Source organism: Lentzea sp. NPDC036955, assembly GCF_055608005.1.
Genome location: NZ_JBVJRC010000014.1, coordinates 159,935 through 180,778 on the forward strand (window position 1 = coordinate 159,935; position 20,844 = coordinate 180,778).

At 73.3% G+C, this 20,844-nt stretch carries 2 protein-coding genes; both read left to right on the forward strand.

Translation table 11 applies throughout. From position 1 onward, the window contains the following. Positions 1-3: 3 nt before the first annotated feature. Positions 4-19,626, forward strand: a complete 19,623-nt coding sequence (locus tag ACZ7CF_RS37780) for a non-ribosomal peptide synthase/polyketide synthase (RefSeq protein WP_470372076.1) — start codon at positions 4-6, stop codon at positions 19,624-19,626. Further along, a complete protein-coding gene (locus ACZ7CF_RS37785; RefSeq protein ID WP_360400031.1) occupies positions 19,623-20,837 on the forward strand; it encodes an MFS transporter in 1,215 nt (404 codons plus the stop codon). Before ACZ7CF_RS37780 ends, ACZ7CF_RS37785 begins: the two co-directional genes overlap by 4 nt. The last annotated feature ends 7 nt before the right edge of the window (positions 20,838-20,844 follow it).

The window sequence follows — 20,844 nt, forward strand, 5'->3', positions numbered from 1 at the left end:
ACCATGTCGTCGTCGATCGAGGACCGCATCGCCGCGCTGCCCCCGCACCTGCGGGAGCAGATGCGCCGCCGCCTCTCCGGCCGCTCGCAGCAGGCCGACGCCATCAGACCGGCCGACCGGACCCAGCCGCTGCCGCTGTCGTTCCCGCAGCAGCGCCTGTGGTTCCTCGACCGCTTCCAGCCCGGCGGTTCCGGCTACAACAGCGCGCTGGCGCTGCGCCTGACCGGACAGCTCGACGTGGCCGCGCTGACCGCGGCGCTCACCGGTCTGGTGGCGCGGCACGAGTCGCTGCGCACGACGCTCGACGAGGTCGACGGGGTCGGTGTGCAGGTCGTGCACCCGCCGTTCGACCTCGCCCTGCCCGTGGTGGAGCCGGCCGGCGACCTGGACGAGCTGCTGGTCGAGGAGTACTCCCGCCCGTTCGACCTGCGGCGCGGACCGCTGGTGCGGGCGGTGCTGGTGCGGCAGGCGCCGGACGAGCACGTGCTGCTGGTCACCGCGCACCACGTCGTCACCGACGGCTGGTCGATGGGCGTGCTCACCGAGGAGCTGGGCGAGCTGTACGGCGCGGCCGTGGCCGGACGGGACGCCGTGCTGCCCGCGTTGCCGCTGCAGTACGCCGACTTCGCGGCCTGGCAACGGGAGCGGCTCTCCGGTGAGGCGCTGCGCGGCCAGGTCGAGCACTGGACTCGGCGGCTGAGCGGCACCACCCCGCTGGAGCTGCCCACCGACCGGCCGCGACCGGCGGTGCGCACCACGAACGGCGCGGTGCAGGCGTTCACCGTGCCGGCCGCGACCACCGCGGCGTTGCGGGCGCTCGCCCAGGAACGCGGCACGATCCTGTTCTCCGTGCTGATGGCCGGGTGCCAGGCTCTGCTGGCCCGCTACGCCGGGCAGGACGACGTGGCCGTGGGCACCGTGACCACCGGCCGCGGCCGCCCCGGTCTGGAGCGGCTGGTCGGGTTCTTCGTCAACACCGTCGTGCTGCGGTCCACAGTGGACTCACGTGCCACGTTCGCCGAGTTCCTGGACCAGGTCAAGGACAACGTCAAGGAGGCGTACGCCCACGACGAGGTGCCGCTGGAGCACGTGGTCGACGCGCTGCGCACCGACCGCGACGTCAGCCGCAACCCGCTGTTCGACGTGATGGTGCTGCTGCAGAACGCCGAACGCACCCCGCCGCGGCTGCCCGGCCTGGCGGTCGAGCAGGTCGGGTTGTCCCGCCGTGCCGCCATCTTCGACCTGACCATCGAGTTCCAGGAGCGCGCCGGCCTGCTCGACGGCGTGGTCGAGTACAACACCGACCTGTTCGACGCCGCCACGGTCGCCCGCTTCTGCGACCACCTCGTGCGGCTGCTCGACGGCCTGGCGAGCGACCCGCACCGGCCGCTGGGCGAGCTGCCGTGGCTGTCGGACGCCGAACGCGACCAGGTGCTGACCGGCTGGAACGACGCCTCCCGCGCACCGGTCGACGCCACGATCCCCGGCTTGTTCGCCGAGCAGGTGCGCCGGACGCCGGACGCACCCGCCGTGCTCTCCGACGACGAGGTCCTCACCTACGCCGAGCTGGACGCGCGGGCCAACGCGCTCGCTCGGGAACTGGTCGGCCTCGGTGTGCGGCCGGAGGACCCGGTGGGGTTGCTCGTGGAGCGGTCGGCCGACCTGGTCGTGGCGGAGCTGGCGATCGTGAAGGCCGGCGCGGCGTACGTCCCGCTCGACGGTCGTGCACCGGCCGAGCGGACCCGGCGGGTCATCGCCGACTCCGGGATCGCGGTCGTGCTCACCGATGCGCGCAACCGGGACGCGGTCGCGTCCGTCCACACCGTACTGCTCGACGGCGAGCGGACCGGCGCCGCCGATCCCGCCGTCGCGGTGCACCCGGACCAGCTCGCGTACGTCATGCACACCTCCGGCTCCACCGGCGTGCCCAAGGGTGTCGCCGTGCGGCACCGCGACGTCGTGGCGCTGGCGCTGGACTCCCGTTTCGCGGGCGGTGCGCACGACCGGGTGCTGCTGCACTCGCCGTCGGCGTTCGACGCCTCGACCTACGAGCTGTGGGTCCCGCTGTTGCGTGGCGGCCAGGTCGTGGTGGCGCGGCCGGGTGACGTCGACGCCGACGTGATCAGGGCCGCCGCCGGTCGCGGTGTGACCGCGATCTGGCTGACCGCAGGACTGTTCCGGCTCGTCGCCCAGGAGGCACCGGACGCGTTCGCCGGACTGCGGGAGGTGTGGACCGGCGGTGACGTCGTGCCCGCCGCGGCCGTGCGCGGGGTGCTCGAAGCGTGCCCCGGCCTGACCGTGGTCGACGGCTACGGCCCGACCGAGACCACGACGTTCGCCACGTCGTTCCCCATGACCGACACCGTGCCCGACGTCATCCCCATCGGCCGGCCGCTGGACGGCATGGCCGTCTACGTGCTCGACGAAGGCCTGCGCCCAGTTCCCGTCGGCGTGCCGGGGGAGCTGTTCCTCGCGGGCGCCGGCGTGGCCCGCGGCTACCTCGGCCAGCCCGGCCTGACCGCCGAGCGGTTCGTGCCCGACCCGTTCGGCCCGCCCGGCTCCCGCATGTACCGCACCGGTGACATCGGCCGGTGGCGCGTGCAGGGCGTGGTCGAGTTCGTCGGCCGCACCGACGACCAGGTCAAGATCCGCGGCTTCCGCGTCGAGACCGGCGAGATCGACGCCCTGCTCGTGCGCCACCCCGGCATCTCCCAGTCGATCACCGTCGCCCGCACCGACGACGGCCGCAAGCAGCTGGTCGCCTACCTCGTGGCCGACGCCGCCCCGGCGCACGCCGAGCTGCGCACGTGGCTCACCCGCGAGCTGCCCGACTACATGGTCCCCTCGGCGTTCGTGGTGCTGGACGCGCTCCCGTTGAGCGGCAACGGCAAGGTCGACCGCCGCGCCCTGCCCGCACCCGAGGCCCGCACCGCAGCCGACCGCCACGTCGAGCCCACCACGCCGGTGGAACGGGAGCTGGCGCGCGTCTGGGCCGAGGTGCTGCGCGTCGACCGCGTGGGCATCGAGGACAACTTCTTCGAGCTCGGCGGCGACTCCATCCTCAGCATCCAGCTCGTCGCCCGCGCCCGCCGGGCCGGTCTGCGGTTGTCGTCCAAGGACGTCTTCCTGCACCCCACCGTCGCCGGGCTGGCCGCGACCGCGACCGCGGTGGCCGACACGGTGGCGGACGCGGTGGTGTCCGGACCCGCGCCGCTGACGCCGATCCAGGAGTGGTTCTTCGACACCGCTCCCGCGAGCCCGCACCACTTCACCATGTCCACGCACGTGGAGCTGGCACCCGAGGTGGACGAACGGGCGCTGGCCACCGCCGTGGACGCCGTGGTGGCGCACCACGACGCCCTGCGGACCCGCTTCCGCCGCGACGACGCCGGTCAGCTCGGCAACGCCCAGCCCGGCAACGCCCAGCCCGGCAACGCCCAGCCCGGCAACGCCCAGCCCGGCAACGCCCAGCCCGGCAACGCCCAGCCCGGCAACGCCCAGCCCGGCGCCACCCAGCCCGACGCCACTCAGCCCGGCAACGCGAGCGCCGCTCCCGAGACCGCCCGCTGGGTCCAGGACCTCGCCCCCACCCCGCCGACCGGCGTCCTCCAGGTGCTGACCGGCCTCGACGACCACGCCTGCGACGAGGCCGCACTCGCCGCCCAGTCGAGCCTGGACCTCACCGGCGGCCCCCTGCTGCGGGCCATCCTGTTCCGCCTCGCCGACGGTCGCTCCCGCCTCTTCCTGACCGTGCACCACCTCGTCGTGGACGGCGTGTCCTGGCGCGTGCTGCTCGCCGACCTCGACACCGCCTATCAGCAGCTCGTCCGCGGCGAACCCGTCGCGCTGGAGCCCGTGCCCACCGCGTTCGCCACCTGGGCCCGCCGCCTCACCGACCGGGTGCGCGCCGGCGAGCTGGACGCCGACCTCGACCACTGGACCGGCTTCGCCGCCTCCGCCCCCGCCGAGCTCCCGCTGGACCACGACGGCGACCCCGCCGAGGACGTCCGGTCGGTCACCGTGCGGCTCAGCCCCGCCGACACCGACGCGCTGCTGCACCAGGTGCCCGGCGTCTACCGCACCCAGGTCAACGACGTGCTGCTCAGCGCGCTCGGCCGCGCGCTGGCCGGGTGGACCGGCCACGACCGCGTGCTCATCGGACTGGAGGGCCACGGCCGCGAGGACGTGCCCGACGACCTCGACATCTCCCGCACCGTCGGCTGGTTCACCAGCCAGTTCCCGCTGGCTCTGCACGTCCCGGCCGGTGGCTGGGGCGGTGTGCTCAAGTCGGTCAAGGAACAGGTCCGCGCACTGCCGCGCCGCGGCCAGAGCTACGCCGCGCTGCGCTACCTGGCCGCCCCCGGTTCGCCGGCCGCCGCGTTGCGCGACGACCCGCACCCGTTGATCAGCTTCAACTACCACGGCCAGTGGGACGTCGCGGCCGACGCCGACGGGCTCGTCCGGGCCCGCTGCGCCCCGCTCGGCCGCGACAGCGCCCCCGGCAACGCCCGCGCGTACCTGATCGACGTCGTCGGGCTGGTGGAGAACGGCCGGCTCGAGCTCACCTGGCTGTACTCCGGGCAGGTGCACGACGAGTCGACCGTGCGGGGCGTCGCCGACGCGATGGTGCGCGGGCTGGCGGAAATCGTGGCGCACTGCGCCGAGCCGGGTGCCGGTGGCCGCACGCCGTCGGACTTCCCGCTGGCACACCTGGACCAGGTCGCGGTGGACCGGCTGGTCGGGACCGGTGCCGAGGTCGAGGACGTCTACCCGCTGACGCCGTTGCAGGAGGGCATGCTCTTCCACGGCCTGGCCGACCCGTCGTCCACGGCCTACTTCGACCAGGTGCGCCTGCGGCTGACCGGCGTCACCGACGAACAGGCCCTCGCCACCGCGTGGCAGCGCGTCGTCGACCGCACGCCGGTGCTGCGCGGTGCGCTGGTCTGGGAAGGCGTCGAGCGGCCCGTGCAGGTGATCCGCTCGCACGTCGACCTGCCGACCGCGCACCACGACTGGCGCTCACTGTCCGAACAGGACCGCGCACGCGAGCTGGAAGCACTGGCGGCACAGGACCTCGACCTGCGCCGGGCACCGCTCATGCGGATCGACCTGGCCCGGCTGCCCGGCGACGAGGTGCTGCTGGTCTGGACGTTCCACCACGTGCTGCTGGACGGCTGGAGCCTCGCCCAGGTGTTCGCCGAGGTGTGCGAGCAGTACCGGGCGATCACCGCGGGCAGCGCACCGGAGGTCGTCTCGCGGCGGCCGTTCCGCGACTACCTGCGGTGGCTGGACGCCCAGGACCGGTCCGAGGCCGAACGCCACTGGCGTGCCGTGCTGGCGGGCTTCTCCGCACCCACCGCCCTGCCCTACGACCGGCCGCCCGCCCGCGACCACGCCACCGAGTCCTCCACGGCGGTGCCCGTCGCGCTCACCGCCGAGCAGACCGACCGGCTGCGCCACACCGCCCGCCGCCACGGCCTCACGGTCAACACCGTCGTGCAGGGCGCGTGGGCGTTGCTGCTGGCGCGCTACAGCGGTGAGTCCGACGTCGTGTTCGGCACGACGGTCTCCGGCCGCCCCGGCGAGCTGCCCGGTGTGGAGCAGATGATCGGTCTGTTCATCAACACCGTGCCGGCCCGGGTGTCCGTGCGCCCCGACGCCGAGGTCGCGACCTGGCTCGCGGAGGTGCAGGCCGCGCAGACGGAGTCGCGGCGGTTCGACTTCGTGTCGCTGGCCGACCTGCGGTCGTGGAGCGACGTGCCGGCGGGGTCGGCGTTGTTCGACAGCGCCGTGGTGTTCGAGAACTACCCGCTCAACGACGTCACCGAGGTCGGCGGCATCCGCGCGACCGAGGTGCAGGCGCGGGACACGACGACCTTCGCGCTCACCCTCAGCGCCGTCCTCGACGACCGGCTGCGCCTGGACCTCGCCTACGACCCGCACCTGTTCGACGCCGACACGGCCCGGCGCCTCGCCGACCGCCTGCTCCTGGTCGTCGACGCCATCGCCGCCGACTCCGCGCGACCGGTGGCGGACCTGCCGCTGATGACCGGCGAAGAACGCCACCAGGTCCTCACCGAGTGGAACGCGACCACCCGGGACGTGCCGGAGAAGTCGGTCGTCGAGGTGTTCGAAAGCCAAGCCAGGACCACCCCGGACGCCACCGCCCTGGTGGTAGGGGAGCAGTCGCTGTCGTTCGCGGAGCTGAACGCGTGGGCGAACCGGGTGGCCCGGGCCTTCGTCGCCGCCGGTGTGGGGCCGGAGCGCGTGGTGGCGTTGTCGCTGCCGCGGTCGGTGGAGTTCGTGGTGGCGCTGCTGGCGATCTGGAAGGCCGGTGGCGTGTACCTGCCGGTCGACCCGACGCTGCCCGCCGACCGCGTGGAGTTCCTGCTGCAGGACGCTGATCCGGTGCTCGTGGTGCGCGACGCGCTGCCCGAGGCCGACCGCTCGGACGACCTGGCACCGGTGGGACCCGGGCACGCGGCGTACGTGATCTACACGTCCGGTTCGACCGGCCGCCCCAAGGGCGTGGTGGTCGAGCACGGCAGCCTGGTGAACCTGCTGGTGAACCACCGCGAGGACTTCGCCGCCGGCAAGCGGTTGCGGGTGGCGTTGTCGGCGGTGTTCTCGTTCGACACGTCGCTGGAAGGCATCGTGCTGATGGCGGACGGCCACGAGCTGCACGTCCTCGACGACGACACCCGGCTCGACCCGCCCGCCCTCGTCCGGTACGTGACCGGCCACCGGATCGACTTCCTCGACCTGACCCCGTCCTACGCACGGCAACTGGTCGAAGCAGGCCTGCTGGACGGCGAACACCGTCCGCAGGTGCTGATGCTGGGCGGAGAGGCGATCGGCGAGGACCTGTGGCGGCGCCTCGCGGACGCCCAGGGCACCGCGAGCTACAACTTCTACGGCCCGACCGAGTCCACGGTGGACGCGCTGTCCACCAGGATCAGCGGGCACGGGCGCCCGGTCGTGGGACGTCCGCTGCTCAACACCCGCGCCCACGTCCTGGACGACGACCTGCGCCCGGTGCCCGTCGGCGTGCCGGGAGAGCTGTTCCTGGCCGGGGTGCAGGTCGCCCGCGGCTACCTCGACCGGCCGGGGCTCACCGCGGACCGGTTCCTCGCCGACCCGTTCGGCGGACCGGGGGAGCGGATGTACCGCACCGGCGACCGCGTCCGGTGGCTCGCCGACGGCACCCTCGACTACCTCGGCCGCACCGACGACCAGGTGAAGATCCGCGGTTTCCGGATCGAGCCCGGCGAGGTCGAGGCCGTGCTGTCCCGGCACCCCGACGTCCGCGAGGCCGTCGTCATCGCCCGGCAGGACCACGGCCACCAACGGCTCGTCGCCTACGTCACCGGCGCCGCGACCGACCTGCGCACGTGGCTGGCCGAGCGGCTGCCCGACTACCTGGTGCCCTCGGCGTTCGTCGAGCTCGACTCGATCCCCCTCAACGCCAACGGCAAGGTCGACCGCCGCGCCCTGCCCGCACCCGACTTCACCGAGGCCCGCACCGAGCACGTCGCACCGCGCACGGACGTCGAACGCGACGTGGCCGACATCTGGTCCGAGGTGCTGGGCGTGCCCGGCATCGGCGTGCGGGACAACTTCTTCGAGCTCGGCGGCGACTCCATCCTCAGCATCCGGGTGATCTCCCGGCTGCGGGCCGCGTTCGACGTGGAGATGTCGCCGCGGGCCCTGTTCAGCCACCCGACCGTCGCGGGGATCGCCGCGCTGGTCGCGGAGTCGGCACAGGCGCGGCTGGACGAGATCCCCGTGGTGCCGCGCGACGGCGGTCTGCCGTTGTCGTTCGCGCAGCAGCGGCTGTGGTTCCTCGACGAGTTCGAACCCGGTGGCGTCGAGTACCTGTCGCCGTCGATCCTGCGGCTGCGCGGACCCCTGGACGTCGGCGCGCTGGCCGCGGCGCTCACCGCGCTGGTCGCGCGGCACGAGTCGTTGCGCACCACGTTCGAGACGGTCGACGGGCGCGGTGTGCAGGTCGTGCACCCGCCCCAGCCCGTCGAGGTGCCGGTGGTCGACGTGACCGAGGACGAGCTGGCCGACGTGCTGACCCGCGAGACGACCACGCCGCTGGACCTGCGGCACGGCCCGCTGGTGCGGGTGCTGCTCGCGCGGCTCGGTGCGGACGACCACGTGCTCTCCCTGGTGCTGCACCACATCGTCACCGACGGCTGGTCCAACGGCGTGCTGCTCGGCGAGCTGGGCGCCTGCTACGAGGCCGCGACGTGCGGCCGGGACGCGAAGCTGCCCGACCTGCCCGTGCAGTACGCCGACTTCGCGGTGTGGCAGCGCACCGCCGCGACCGAGGAGGTGTTGCGGGAGCACCTGGCGCACTGGCGGCACGCGCTCGACGGCGTGCGGCCGCTGGAACTGCCCACCGACCGGCCCCGCCCCGCCGTTCGCGGCAAGCAGGGCGCGCTGGTGCACTTCCAGGTGCCCGCCGAGGTCACCGAACGGCTCAGGGCGCTGGCCCGCGAGCACGACGGCACGTTGTTCATGGCACTGGTCGCCGCCTGCCAGGCGGTGTTCGCCCGGTGGTCGGGGCAACGCGACGTCGCCGTCGGCACCGTCGTCTCCGGCCGCGACCGCACCGAGCTGGAGGGCCTGGTCGGGTTCTTCGTCAACACGCTGGTGCTGCGCAGCGACGTGGACCCGCGCCAGGGCTTCGGGCAGTTGCTCGGCCAGGTGCGGGAGACCGTCCTGGACGCCTTCGCCCACCAGGACGTGCCGTTCGAACGGGTCGTGGACGAGGTCCACCCCGTGCGCGACCCCAGCCGCACCCCGCTGTTCCAGGCGATGGTCGTGCTGCAGAACACCGGCGGCGACGAACCGCGCCTGCCCGGCCTGCGCGTCGAGGAGCTGCCGCCGCCGTCGGTCGCGGCCGGTTTCGACGTGTCGTTCCAGTTCCAGGAGGTCGACGGCCGGCTGGAGGCGGTGCTCACCTACGACACCGCGCTGTTCGACACCTCCACGGCCGAACGGCTCGTCGCGCACGTCGGCGTGCTGCTCGACGGCGCGACCGCCGAACCCGGCCTCCCCGTGGCCGACCTGCCGCTGCTCACCGACGACGAGCTGCTCGACGTGCTGGAGCGGTGGAACGACACCGGCACCGCCGGCCCGGCACCGGCCTACCACGAGGTCTTCCAGGCCCGCGCCGCCCGCACCCCGGACGCGACCGCGCTGGTCGACGGCCTCCGGTCGTGGACCTTCGCCGAGCTCAACGCCGACGCCAACCGCATCGCCCACCACCTGATCGCCGCGGGCGTCGGGCCGGAGTCCGTGGTGGCACTGGCGCTGCCCCGCTCCGCCGAGCTGGTGCTCGCGATCCTCGCCGTGCTCAAGGCCGGTGGCGCGTACCTGCCGGTCGACCCCGAGCACCCCGCGGAGCGCATCGCGTTCGTCCTCGACGACGCCCAGCCCGTGCTCGTGGTGGCCGGGACCGACGTCGGCGGCGACCTGCCGCACGTGCGGCTCGACGACCCCGCCGTGGCCGCGCGCCCCGCGACCGACCCCACCGACGCCGACCGCACGGCACCGCTGCGCCCGGAGCACGCCGCGTACGTCATCTACACCTCCGGCTCCACCGGCCGCCCCAAGGGCGTCGTCGTCGAGCACCGCAACCTCGCCGCGCTCGTCGCCGACCACCACGCCCGCCTGCTGCCCCAGGACGGCACGGTGCTGCGCGGCATCGCCACCGCCGCCTACACCTTCGACGCCTCCTGGGAGGGCCTGCTCCTGCTCGCCGGCGGCCACGAGCTGCACCTGCTCGACGACGACGTCCGGCTCGACCCGCGAGCCGTCGTCGAGCACATCGCCCTGCACGGCATCGACTTCCTCAGCTGCACCCCGTCCTACCTGCACCAGCTCCTGCCGGAAGGCGTGCTCGAACGGCCGCTGCTGCTCGCACTGGGCGGTGAGGCCATCAGCGAACCGCTGTGGCGCGCGCTGGCCGAGGCCGACGGCGTCACCGCGATCAACCTCTACGGCCCCACCGAGTGCACGGTCGACTCGGTCTGGACGGAGGTCACCGACCGCGACCGGCCGGTGATCGGCACGCCGGGGCAGGGCCTGCGCGCCTACGTTCTCGACGACGGGCTGCGCCCCCAGCCGGTCGGCGTGCCCGGTGAGCTGCACCTGGCCGGTGACCAGGTGACCCGCGGCTACCTGCACCGGCCCGGCCTGACCGCGGACCGGTTCGTCGCCGACCCGTTCGGGCCGCCCGGCAGCCGGATGTACCGCACCGGCGACCTGGTCCGCTGGACCGCCGACGGCGTGCTGGAGTACCGCGGCCGCGCCGACGACCAGGTCAAGATCCGCGGCTACCGCGTCGAACCCGGCGAGGTCGAGGCCGCACTGGCCGGCCTGCCCGGCGTGGCGGAGGCCGTGGTCGTGGCCCAGGAGTTCGAACCCGGCACCCACCGACTCGTCGGCTACGTCGTCGGTGCGGCCGACGCGGACTCGCTGCGCGCGCAGCTGAAGCGGCAGCTGCCCGACCACCTGGTGCCCTCGTTGTTCGTGCTGCTCGACGAGCTGCCCACCACCGACAGCGGCAAGGTCGACCGCCGCGCCCTGCCCGCCCCCGACGCCGCGGGCTCGCAGGACCACGTGGCACCGCGCACCACCGTGGAACGGGAGCTGGCCCGGGTCTGGGCCGAGGCGCTGCACGTGGAGCGCGTCGGCGTGCACGACAACTTCTTCGGCCTCGGCGGCGACTCGATCCTGAGCATCCAGGTCGTGTCCAAGGCCCGCCAGGCCGGCCTGGAGCTGGTCACCAAGGACCTGTTCACACACCAGACCATCGCCGAGCTGGCGACCGTCGTCCGCACGAGCGAGCAGAAGACCGCGCTCCCGGAGATCGCCGGCCCGGCGCCGCTCACGCCGATCCAGCGCTGGTACCTCGACTCCCGCGGCGATGCCCCGCACCACTTCACCATGTCCGCGCACCTGGAGCTGACCGACGACGCCGACACCGACGCGTTGGCACGAGCCCTGGCCGCGGTCGTGGCGCACCACGAGGGTCTGCGCACCCGCTTCACCCGCGTGGACGGCGAGTGGGTCCAGGACGCGGCCGACGCCGTGGTCGAGCTGGAGGGCCACGACGTGTCCACAGTGGAGGAAGAAGCGCTCGTCACGGCCGCCCAGGCCGGACTGGACATCGAGCACGGTCCGGTCGTGCGCGCGTTGTTGTTCTCCGGCAAGCGGTTGAGCCTGGTGGTCCACCACCTCGTCATGGACGGCGTGTCCTGGCGGATCGTGCTCGGCGACCTGGAGACCGCGTACCGCCAAGCGCTTGCGGGACAGCGGATCGCCCTCGACCCGGTCGGCACCCGGTTCACCCAGTGGGCGCACCGGCTGGCCGAGCACGTGCGGTCGGGCGCGTTCGACGGCGAGCTGCCGCACTGGACCGCCGCGCTCGACGTGCCCGGTGACGTGCCGGTGGACCGCGACGGCCCCAACACCGCGGGCTCCACGCGCGTGGTGTCGGTGCGGCTGGACCGCGAGCACACCGACGCCCTGCTGCACCGCGTCCCGGACGTCTACCGCACGCAGGTCAACGACGTGCTGCTCAGCGCGCTCGGCCGGGCGTTGTCGGCGTGGACCGGACGGGACCGCGTCGCCGTGACGATGGAGGGCCACGGCCGCGAGGACGTCCTCGACGGCGCCGACATCTCCCGCACGGTCGGCTGGTTCACCACGCAGTACCCGGTCGCGCTCACCGTGCCCGCCGGCGACTGGGGTGCCGCCCTCAAGTCGGTCAAGGAACAGCTGCGGGCCGTGCCCGGCCGCGGCTTCGGGTTCGAGGCGCTGCGCCAGCTCCGCGCGAGCTCCCTGGCCGGATCGGCGTTGCCGCCGGTCAGCTTCAACTACCACGGCCGGTTCGACGTGGCGGCTGCCGGGGAAGGTCTGGTCCGCGGCCGGCTGGAGGACAGGGGAGCCGACGCGGCCGCCGACAGCACCCGGCCGTTCCAGCTCGACGTCGTCGGCGGTGTCGAGGACGGCGAACTGGTGCTGTCCTGGTTCTACTCCGAGCACCTGCACGACGAGTCGACCGTGCGGACCGTGGCCGAGGCCGTGGTGCACGGGCTGGCGGAGATCGTCGAGCACTGCGCCGAGCCGGGTGCCGGTGGCCGCACGCCGTCGGACTTCCCGCTGGCACGACTCGACCAGGCGGCGGTGGACCGGCTGGTCGGCACCGGCGCCGAGGTGGAGGACGTCTACCCGCTGACGCCGTTGCAGACCGGGATGCTGTTCCACACGCTCGTGGACGACACCTCGACGGCGTACTCGAACCGGTTCCGGCTGCGGCTGTCCGGGGTGACCGACCCGGACGCGCTGGCCGAGGCCTGCCGCCGGGTCGTGGACCGCACACCGGTGCTGCGCGGCGGCGTGGTGTGGGAGGGCGTCGAAACCCCCGTGCAGGTCGTGCGGCACCGGGTCGACGTGCCGATCACCGTGCACGACTGGCGCCACCTGCCCGTCGAGGAGCACGACACCGCGGTCGGCGGCGAGGAGCTCGACCTCACCACGCCACCGTTGCTGCGCCTGGCCATCGCACGGCTCACCGACGACGAGGTCGTGCTGTTCTGGACCGCCCACCACGTCCTGCTCGACGGGTGGAGCTTCGCGCAGGTGCTGGCCGAGGTGTGCGAGCAGTACACCGCCCTCGCCCGCGGAGCGGAGCCAGAGCTCCCGCCGCGCCGGCCGTTCCGCGACTACCTGCGGTGGCTGGCCGATCAGGACACCGCCGCGGCCGAACAGCACTGGCGGCAGGTCCTCGCCGGCGTCGAGTCACCAACCCCGTTGCCCTACGACCGGTCACCCGTGCAGGCCCACCGCGCCGAGTCCAGCGCGTCCGTCCACGTCGAACTGGACGCCGACCGGTCGGCCGCGCTGAACCGGGTCGCCCGCGCCGCCGGCCTGACCGCCAACACGGTGGTGCAGGGCGCGTGGGCGTTGCTGCTGGCGCGCTACAGTGGTGAGCCCGACGTCGTGTTCGGCACCACGGTCTCGGGACGTCCGGCGGAACTGCCGGGCATCGGGTCCATGGTGGGCATGTTCATCAACACCGTTCCCACCCGCGTCCAGGTCGACCCGGCCGCCGCGGTGCTGCCGTGGCTGCGGGACGTGCAGGCCGCGCAGACCGAGTCGCGGCGGTTCGACTTCGTGTCGCTGGCCGACCTGCGGTCGTGGAGCGACGTGCCGGCGGGTTCGGCGTTGTTCGACAGCGCCGTGGTGTTCGAGAACTACCCGATCGACGAGCTGCTCGACGACGCCCAGGTCGTGCGGGTGCTGGAGGTCGAGGGCGCCGACACGACCAGCTTCCCGCTGGCCCTCAGCGCCAACCTCGGCGACCGGCTGCGCCTGGAGCTGGACTACGACCCGCGTCTCTTCGACACCGGCACCGTCGAACGCCTCGCCGCGCGGCTCGCGTCGGTGCTGGAAGGCATCGCGGCCGACCCGCACCGGTCGCTCGGCGAGCTGCCGCTGATGACCGGCGACGAGCGGCACCAGGTGCTCGTGGAGTGGAACGCCACGGCCGGTGAGGTGACCGCGGCCTCGGTGGTCGAGGTGTTCGAGGACCGGGTGCGTGCCACCCCGGACGCCACCGCACTGGTCGTCGGCGACCGGTCGCTGTCGTTCGTGGAGCTGAACGCGTGGGCGAACCGGGTGGCCCGAGCCTTCGCGGCCTCGGGTGTCGGCCCGGAGCGGCTGGTGGCGTTGTCGTTGCCGCGGTCCGTGGAGTTCGTGGTCGCGCTGCTGGCGATCTGGAAGGCCGGTGGTGTGTACCTGCCGGTCGACCCGTCGCTGCCGGCGGACCGGGTGGAGTTCCTGGTGCAGGACGCCGATCCGGTGCTCGTGGTGCGCGACGCGCTGCCCGACGCCGACGACCAGGACACCTCGAACCTGGCACCGGTGCGCCGCGACCACGCCGCCTACGTCATCTACACCTCCGGCTCCTCCGGCCGCCCCAAGGGCGTGGTGGTCGAGCACGGCAGCCTGGTGAACCTGCTGGTGAACCACCGCGAGGACTTCGCCGCCGGCAAGCGGTTGCGGGTGGCGTTGTCGGCGGTGTTCTCGTTCGACACGTCGCTCGAAGGCATCGTGCTGATGGCCGACGGCCACGAGTTGCACGTCCTGGACGAGGACGTGCGACTCGACCCGCCCGCACTGGTGCGGTACGTCGTGGACCAGCGCATCGGCTTCCTGGACCTCACGCCGTCCTACGCCCGCCAGCTGCTGGAGGCCGGACTGCTCGACGGTGAGCACCGCCCGCAGGTGCTGATGCTGGGCGGAGAGGCGATCGGCGACGACCTGTGGCGGCGGCTGGCCGACGTCCCCGGGGTCGCGAGCTACAACTTCTACGGCCCGACCGAGTCCACTGTGGACGCGCTGTCCTGCCGGATCACGACCGGCGCTCCGGTCGCGGTCGGCCGGCCGTTGCGCAACGTGCGTGCCTACGTGCTGGACGAGCAGCTGCGGCCGGTGCCCGTCGGCGTGCCGGGAGAGCTGTTCCTGGCCGGCGACCAGCTCGCCCGCGGCTACCTCGGCCGGCCCGGCCTGACCGCGGACCGGTTCCTCGCCGACCCGTTCGGCGAGCCGGGGGAGCGGATGTACAGCACCGGTGACCGGGCGCGGTGGCTGCCCGACGGCACCCTGGACTACCTCGGCCGCACCGACGACCAGGTCAAGATCCGCGGCCACCGGGTCGAACCCGGCGAGGTCGAGGCCGTGCTGTCCCAGCACCCCGGCGTGCGCGAAGCCGTGGTGGTCGCCCGTGCGGTCGACGGGCACCAACGGCTCGTCGCCTACGTCACCGGCGCCGCCACCGACCTGCGCACGTGGCTGGCCGAGCGGCTGCCCGACTACCTGGTGCCCTCGGCGTTCGTCGAGCTCGACTCGATCCCCCTCAACGCCAACGGCAAGGTCGACCGCCGCGCCCTGCCCGCACCGGATCTCCAGGCCGCCGCCTCGGCGTACCGCGCCCCGCGCACCCCGGCCGAGGAACACGTCTGCCGCATCTGGGCCGACGTGCTGGGCGTGCCGCGGGTCGGGCTCGACGACAACTTCTTCGAGCTCGGCGGCGACTCCATCCTCAGCATCCGGGTCGTGTCCCGGCTGCGCGCCGAGCTCGACGCACCGGTGTCACCGCGCGTGCTCTTCACCTCGCCCACCGTCGCCCGGCTGGTCGAGGAGATCGGAGCCGGGACGGGTGCGGCCGAGGACGTCATCCCGCGGACGCCGCGCAACGGCGCGTTGCCGCTGTCGTTCGCGCAGCAGCGGCTGTGGTTCCTCGACCAGTTCGAACCGGAGAGCACCGACTACCTGTCGCCGTCGATCCTGCGGCTGCGCGGTCACCTCGACGTCGGCGCGCTGAACAGGGCGCTGACCGCGTTGGTGGCGCGGCACGAGTCGTTGCGCACCACCTTCGACGGCGTGGACGGCCACGGCGTCCAGGTCGTGCACCCGCCGCACGTCGTCGAGGTGCCGGTGCTCGACGTCCCGGACAACCTCGACGAGGTGCTCGCCCGCGAGTGCACCCGGCCGTTCGACCTCTCCCGCGGCCCGCTGCTGCGACCGCTGCTGCTGCGCGTCGCCGACGACGACCACGTGCTCCTGCTGCTGGCGCACCACATCGTGACCGACGGCTGGTCCAACGGCGTGCTGACCAGCGAGCTCAACCACCTCTACCGCGGCGGCACGCTGCCCGACCTGCCGATCCAGTACGCGGACTACGCGGCCTGGCAGCGCGACCGGCTCACCGGAGCGTTGCTGGACGAGCAGCTCGCGTTCTGGCGGGACCGGCTCGCCGGCGTCCCCCCGCTGGAGCTGCCGACCGACCGGCCCCGCCCGGCGGAGCGCACGAACCACGGCGCGGTGCACCTGTTCAGCCTGCCCGTCGAGGTCGCCGACAAGCTCAAGGCGCTTGCGCGGCACCAGGACGGCACCCTGTTCATGGCGCTGGTCGCCGCGTGCCAGGTGCTGTTCGCCCGCTGGTCGCGGCAGGACGACATCGCGGTCGGCACGGTGGCCTCCGGCCGCGACCGCGCCGAGCTGGAGGGCCTCGTCGGGTTCTTCGTCAACACGCTGGTGCTGCGCTCCACAGTGGACGGCGCGACCACGTTCCGCGAGTTCCTCGGCCAGGTCCGCGGTGGCGTGCTGGACGCGTTCGCTCACCAGGACGTGCCGTTCGAGCGCGTGGTCGACGAGCTGCGGCCCGAGCGCGACACCAGCCGCACCCCGCTGTTCCAGGCGATGGTGATCCTGCAGAACACCCCCGACGCCGCACCGGACCTGCCCGGTCTGCAGGTTGAAGACCTGCCGCTGCCCGTGGTGGCGGCCAACTTCGACCTCACCTGGGAGTTCCAGGAGGACTCCGACGCCCTGCACGCGGCGGTCAACTACAACACCGACCTGTTCGACCTCGCGACCGTCGAGCGGATGGCCGGGCACCTGCGCGTGCTGCTGACCGCCGCCGTCGCCGACCCCGACCGGCCGCTGTCCGACCTGCCGCTGATGGACGAGGACGAGCAGCGGGCCGTGCTGCACGAGTGGAACGACACGGCCCACGCCGTGCCGGACGCCACCATCACGGAGCTGTTCGAGGCCCAGGTGGTGCGGACGCCGGAGGCCACCGCGGTGGTGGACGGCGGCGAGACGTGGACGTACGCGCAGCTCAACGCCCGTGCCAACCGGGTGGCGCACGGTCTGATCGCGCAGGGCGTCGGCCCCGGCCGGTACGTCGCGATCTCCCTGCCGCGCTCCGCCGACCTGCTCGTGGCCGTGCTGGCGGTGCTCAAGGCGGGCGCCGCGTACGTGCCGGTCGAGCCCGACCAGCCCGCGGACCGGGTCGCGTTCGTGCTCGACGACGCCCGGCCCGTCCTGGTGCTCGACGACCGGGACCTCCTGCGCGCCGACGGCAGGGACGACAACCCCCGTGACCACGACCGGATCGCACCACTGTCCACTCGCGACCCCGCGTACGTGATCTACACGTCCGGGTCGACCGGCCGGCCCAAGGGCGTCGTCGTCGAGCACCGCTCGGTGGTCGACTACCTCGTCTGGGCCAGCGAGGTCTACGGCGGCCTGCGCGGTGCGGCGGTGCTGCACTCACCGGTCTCGTTCGACCTCACCGTCACGACGCTGTTCGGCCCGCTGCTCGCCGGCGGCCGGATCGTCGTGAGCGACCTGGAGGAGGACGCGGCGCCGGTGGAGCAGGCGGCGTTCCTCAAGGCCACGCCCAGCCACCTGGCCCTGCTCGGCACGGTGCCGGCGCAGCTGTCGCCGACCGGTGACCTCGTCGTCGGCGGCGAGCAGCTCGTCGGCGCGGTCGTGGACGAGTGGCGGCGTGCGCACCCGACGGCCGTGGTGATCAACGAGTACGGCCCCACCGAGGCGACCGTCGGCTGCATGGAGCACCGCGTCGAACCCGGCGCGCCACTGGACCCCGGACCCGTGCCGATCGGCCACGCGGCCTGGAACACCCGCCTCTACGTGGTGGACGACCAGCTGCGGCCGGTGCCGCTCGGCGTGCCCGGTGAGCTGTGCATCGCGGGCGACGGCCTCGCCAGGGGCTACCTCAACCGGCCCGGCCTCACCGCGGCCGCGTTCGTGGCGTGCCCGTTCGGCGCGCCGGGGGAGCGGATGTACCGCTCCGGCGACCTGGTCCGCAGGCGCGCCGACGGCGTGGTCGAGTACCTGGGCCGCATCGACGACCAGGTCAAGATCCGCGGCCACCGCGTGGAACCGGGCGAGGTCGAGTCCGCGCTCCTGCACCACCCGCTCGTCACCGAGGCCGCCGTCATCGCCGCCGACACCGGCCAGGGTCACGCCCGCCTGGTCGCGTACCACGTCGCCGGTGGCGAGGTGGGGTCGGCGGAGCTGCGCGCGTTCCTCACGGACCGCCTGCCCGCCTACATGGTGCCGTCCGCGTTCGTGGCGCTGCCCGTCCTGCCGGTGACGCCCAACGGCAAGCTCGACAAGGCGGCACTGCCCGCGCCCGAACCGATCACCGACACGACCGCGCACGTCGCACCGCGCACACCGGTGGAGACCACGCTCGCCGAGGTGTGGGCGGACGTGCTGGGCGCCGACCGGGTCGGGGTGCGGGACAACTTCTTCGAGCTGGGCGGTGACTCCATCCTGGTGATCCAGGTGGTGTCCCGCGCGCGGAAGGCAGGACTCGCCCTGACCACCAAGTCGTTGTTCCGCAACCAGACCATCGAGGCACTGGCGCCGTTCGTCACCGAGATCGACACCGCGCCGGCGAACACCGCCGAGGTCGTCGGCGACGTCCCGCTCACCCCGATCCAGCGCTGGTTCTTCGAGACGCACACGCTCGCGCCACACCACTACGCCCAGTCCATGCTGCTGGAGCTCACCCCGGACGTGGCCGAGGACGCGCTGGAGAAGGGACTCGCGGCCGTGGTGGCGCACCACGACGCGCTGCGCATGCGCTTCGAGCACGTCGACGGCGAATGGCGCCAGCACAACGCCCCCGTGCAGCACGGCACCGTGCTGGAACGCCGCGACCTCAGCTCCACCGCCGAGCCGGAACGCCAGGCGCACCTGGAGAAGATCGCCGACGAGGCGCACGCGAGCTTCGACCTCGCCACGGGTCCGCTGTACCGGGTCGTGCTGTTCCACGCCGACGACATGCCCTCACCACTGCTGTTCCTGACCGTGCACCACCTCGTGGTCGACGGCGTGTCCTGGCGCATCCTGCTCGACGACCTCGACACCGCCTACCGGCAGGCCGTCCGCGGCGAGGACGTGGACCTGGGTGCGAAGTCGACGTCGTTCCGCGACTGGGCGAACGGCTTGGCGCAGCACGTCGCCGACGGCGCGCTCGACCACGAGCTCGACCACTGGGAGGCGGCACTCGACGCGGCACCGCTGCCCGTCGACCACGACGAGCCCACGCCCGGCACACCGCCGGGCGAGGTGCACGTGGTCCTCGACGCCGCGGACACCGACGCGTTGCTGCACGACGCCCCCACGGCCTACCGCACCAGGATCAACGACGTCCTGCTCGCCGCACTGGCCCGCGCGCTGTCGCGGTTCACCGGCGAACAGACCGTGTCGCTGGACATGGAGGGCCACGGCCGCGAGGACGTCCTGGGCGCCGACCTGTCCCGCACGGTCGGCTGGTTCACCACCCTCTACCCGGTCCGCCTGACGCTGCCGGGCGAGGACGCGTCGTGGCGTGACGTGGTCAAGGCGGTCCGCAGGCAGCTGCGCACGGTGCCGGGCAACGGTTTCGGCTTCGGCGCGCTGAGAAACCTGGGAGCAGGGGACCGTCTCGCCGGTCAGGGTCCGCAGGTGGTGTTCAACTACCTCGGCCAGTCCGGCAGCACCGCGGACCAGGCCGACGGCGGTCTCTTCCGGACCGTCCTCGACGCGATCGGGCAGGACAGCTCCCCGGCCGACCGCGGACCGCACCTGCTGGAGATCGTCGGCGGTGTCGCGGGCGGCGAGCTCCGCTTCACCTGGCACCACCAACCCGACCGGCACGACGAGACCACCGTGCGCCGCGTCGCGGAGGACTTCCTCGAAGCCCTGCGCGGCATCGCCGCCGACTGCCGGAGCACCCGATGACCACGTCCCTGTCGCGCAACCGCAACTACCGGCTCCTCTGGGTCGGCCAGGCGCTTTCCGAGGCGGGGGCGAGCGCGTCGGTCATCGCGCTGCCCCTGCTCGTCCTGACCCTCACCGACTCGGCGGCGACCTCCGGCTTCGTCCTCGGCGCCTCAGCCGCGGCCCAGCTCGTCGTCGGCCTGCCCGCGGGGGCACTGGTCGACCGCTGGAACCGCAGAACGGTGATGCTGATCTGCGAGGCCGTGCAGGCCCTCGCCGTGGCGTTCCTGGTCGCCGCCCTGTGGTGGCAGGCGGTCGGCGTCGAACACGTCGTGCTGGTGGTGATCGTGCTCGGCGTCTGCCGCGCACTGTCAGAACCGGCCGAGGACGCCGTGCTGCCCGCCATCGTGGCCGAACGCCACCTCTCCGACGCCGTCGCGATGAACACCGCCCGCGGCTACCTCGGCCAGCTCTCCGGCACCGCACTGGGCGGCCTGCTGTTCGGCCTGGGCCGCTGGCTCCCGTTCGCGGTGGAGGCGGTGACCCACGTGGCCACGTTCCTGGCGCTGCTGTTCGTCCGCGTCCCGCCACGTCAACGGGAACCCGCACCCCTGGGCCGGTTCCACCGCGAGGTCGCCGAGGGTCTGCGCTGGGTGTGGACCCAGCCGGTGGTGCGCGTGGTGGCGTTCTGCGCGGTGGGCCTCAACCTGTTCTTCCAGGCGTTCTACCTGCTGATGATCGCCATCGCCCACCAGGAGGGCGTGCCCGCGGGCCAGATCGGCCTCATGGGCGCGATGCTCGGCGTCGGCGGCATCCTCGGCGCCCTGGTGGCCCCGCGGCTGCACCGCACCCTGCGCCCGCACCGCGCCATCGTCGGTGTGTTCTGGGTGATCACCGCCCTGATCCCGGTCGCGCTGTTCCTCGACCCCGGCCTGCCCATGGGCGTGCTGTTCGCGGCCGCCGCGTTCCTGGCCCCCACCGCCAACACCACCATCACCACCTACCAGCTGCTGCTCACGCCCGACGAGCTGCGCGGCAGGCTCAGCAGCGTGATGGGCGTGGCACTGGGCGTCGCGGCGATCGCCGGCCCCGCGGTCGGCGGCCTGCTCGTGGACTTCCTGACACCGACGCAGGCCATTCTCACGTGCACGGTGGGCACGGCATTGTTGACCGTCTTCGCGACGACGAACCGAACGCTGCGCCGGTTCTCCCAGGAGGAAAGCGCGAAATAGCTCGCTC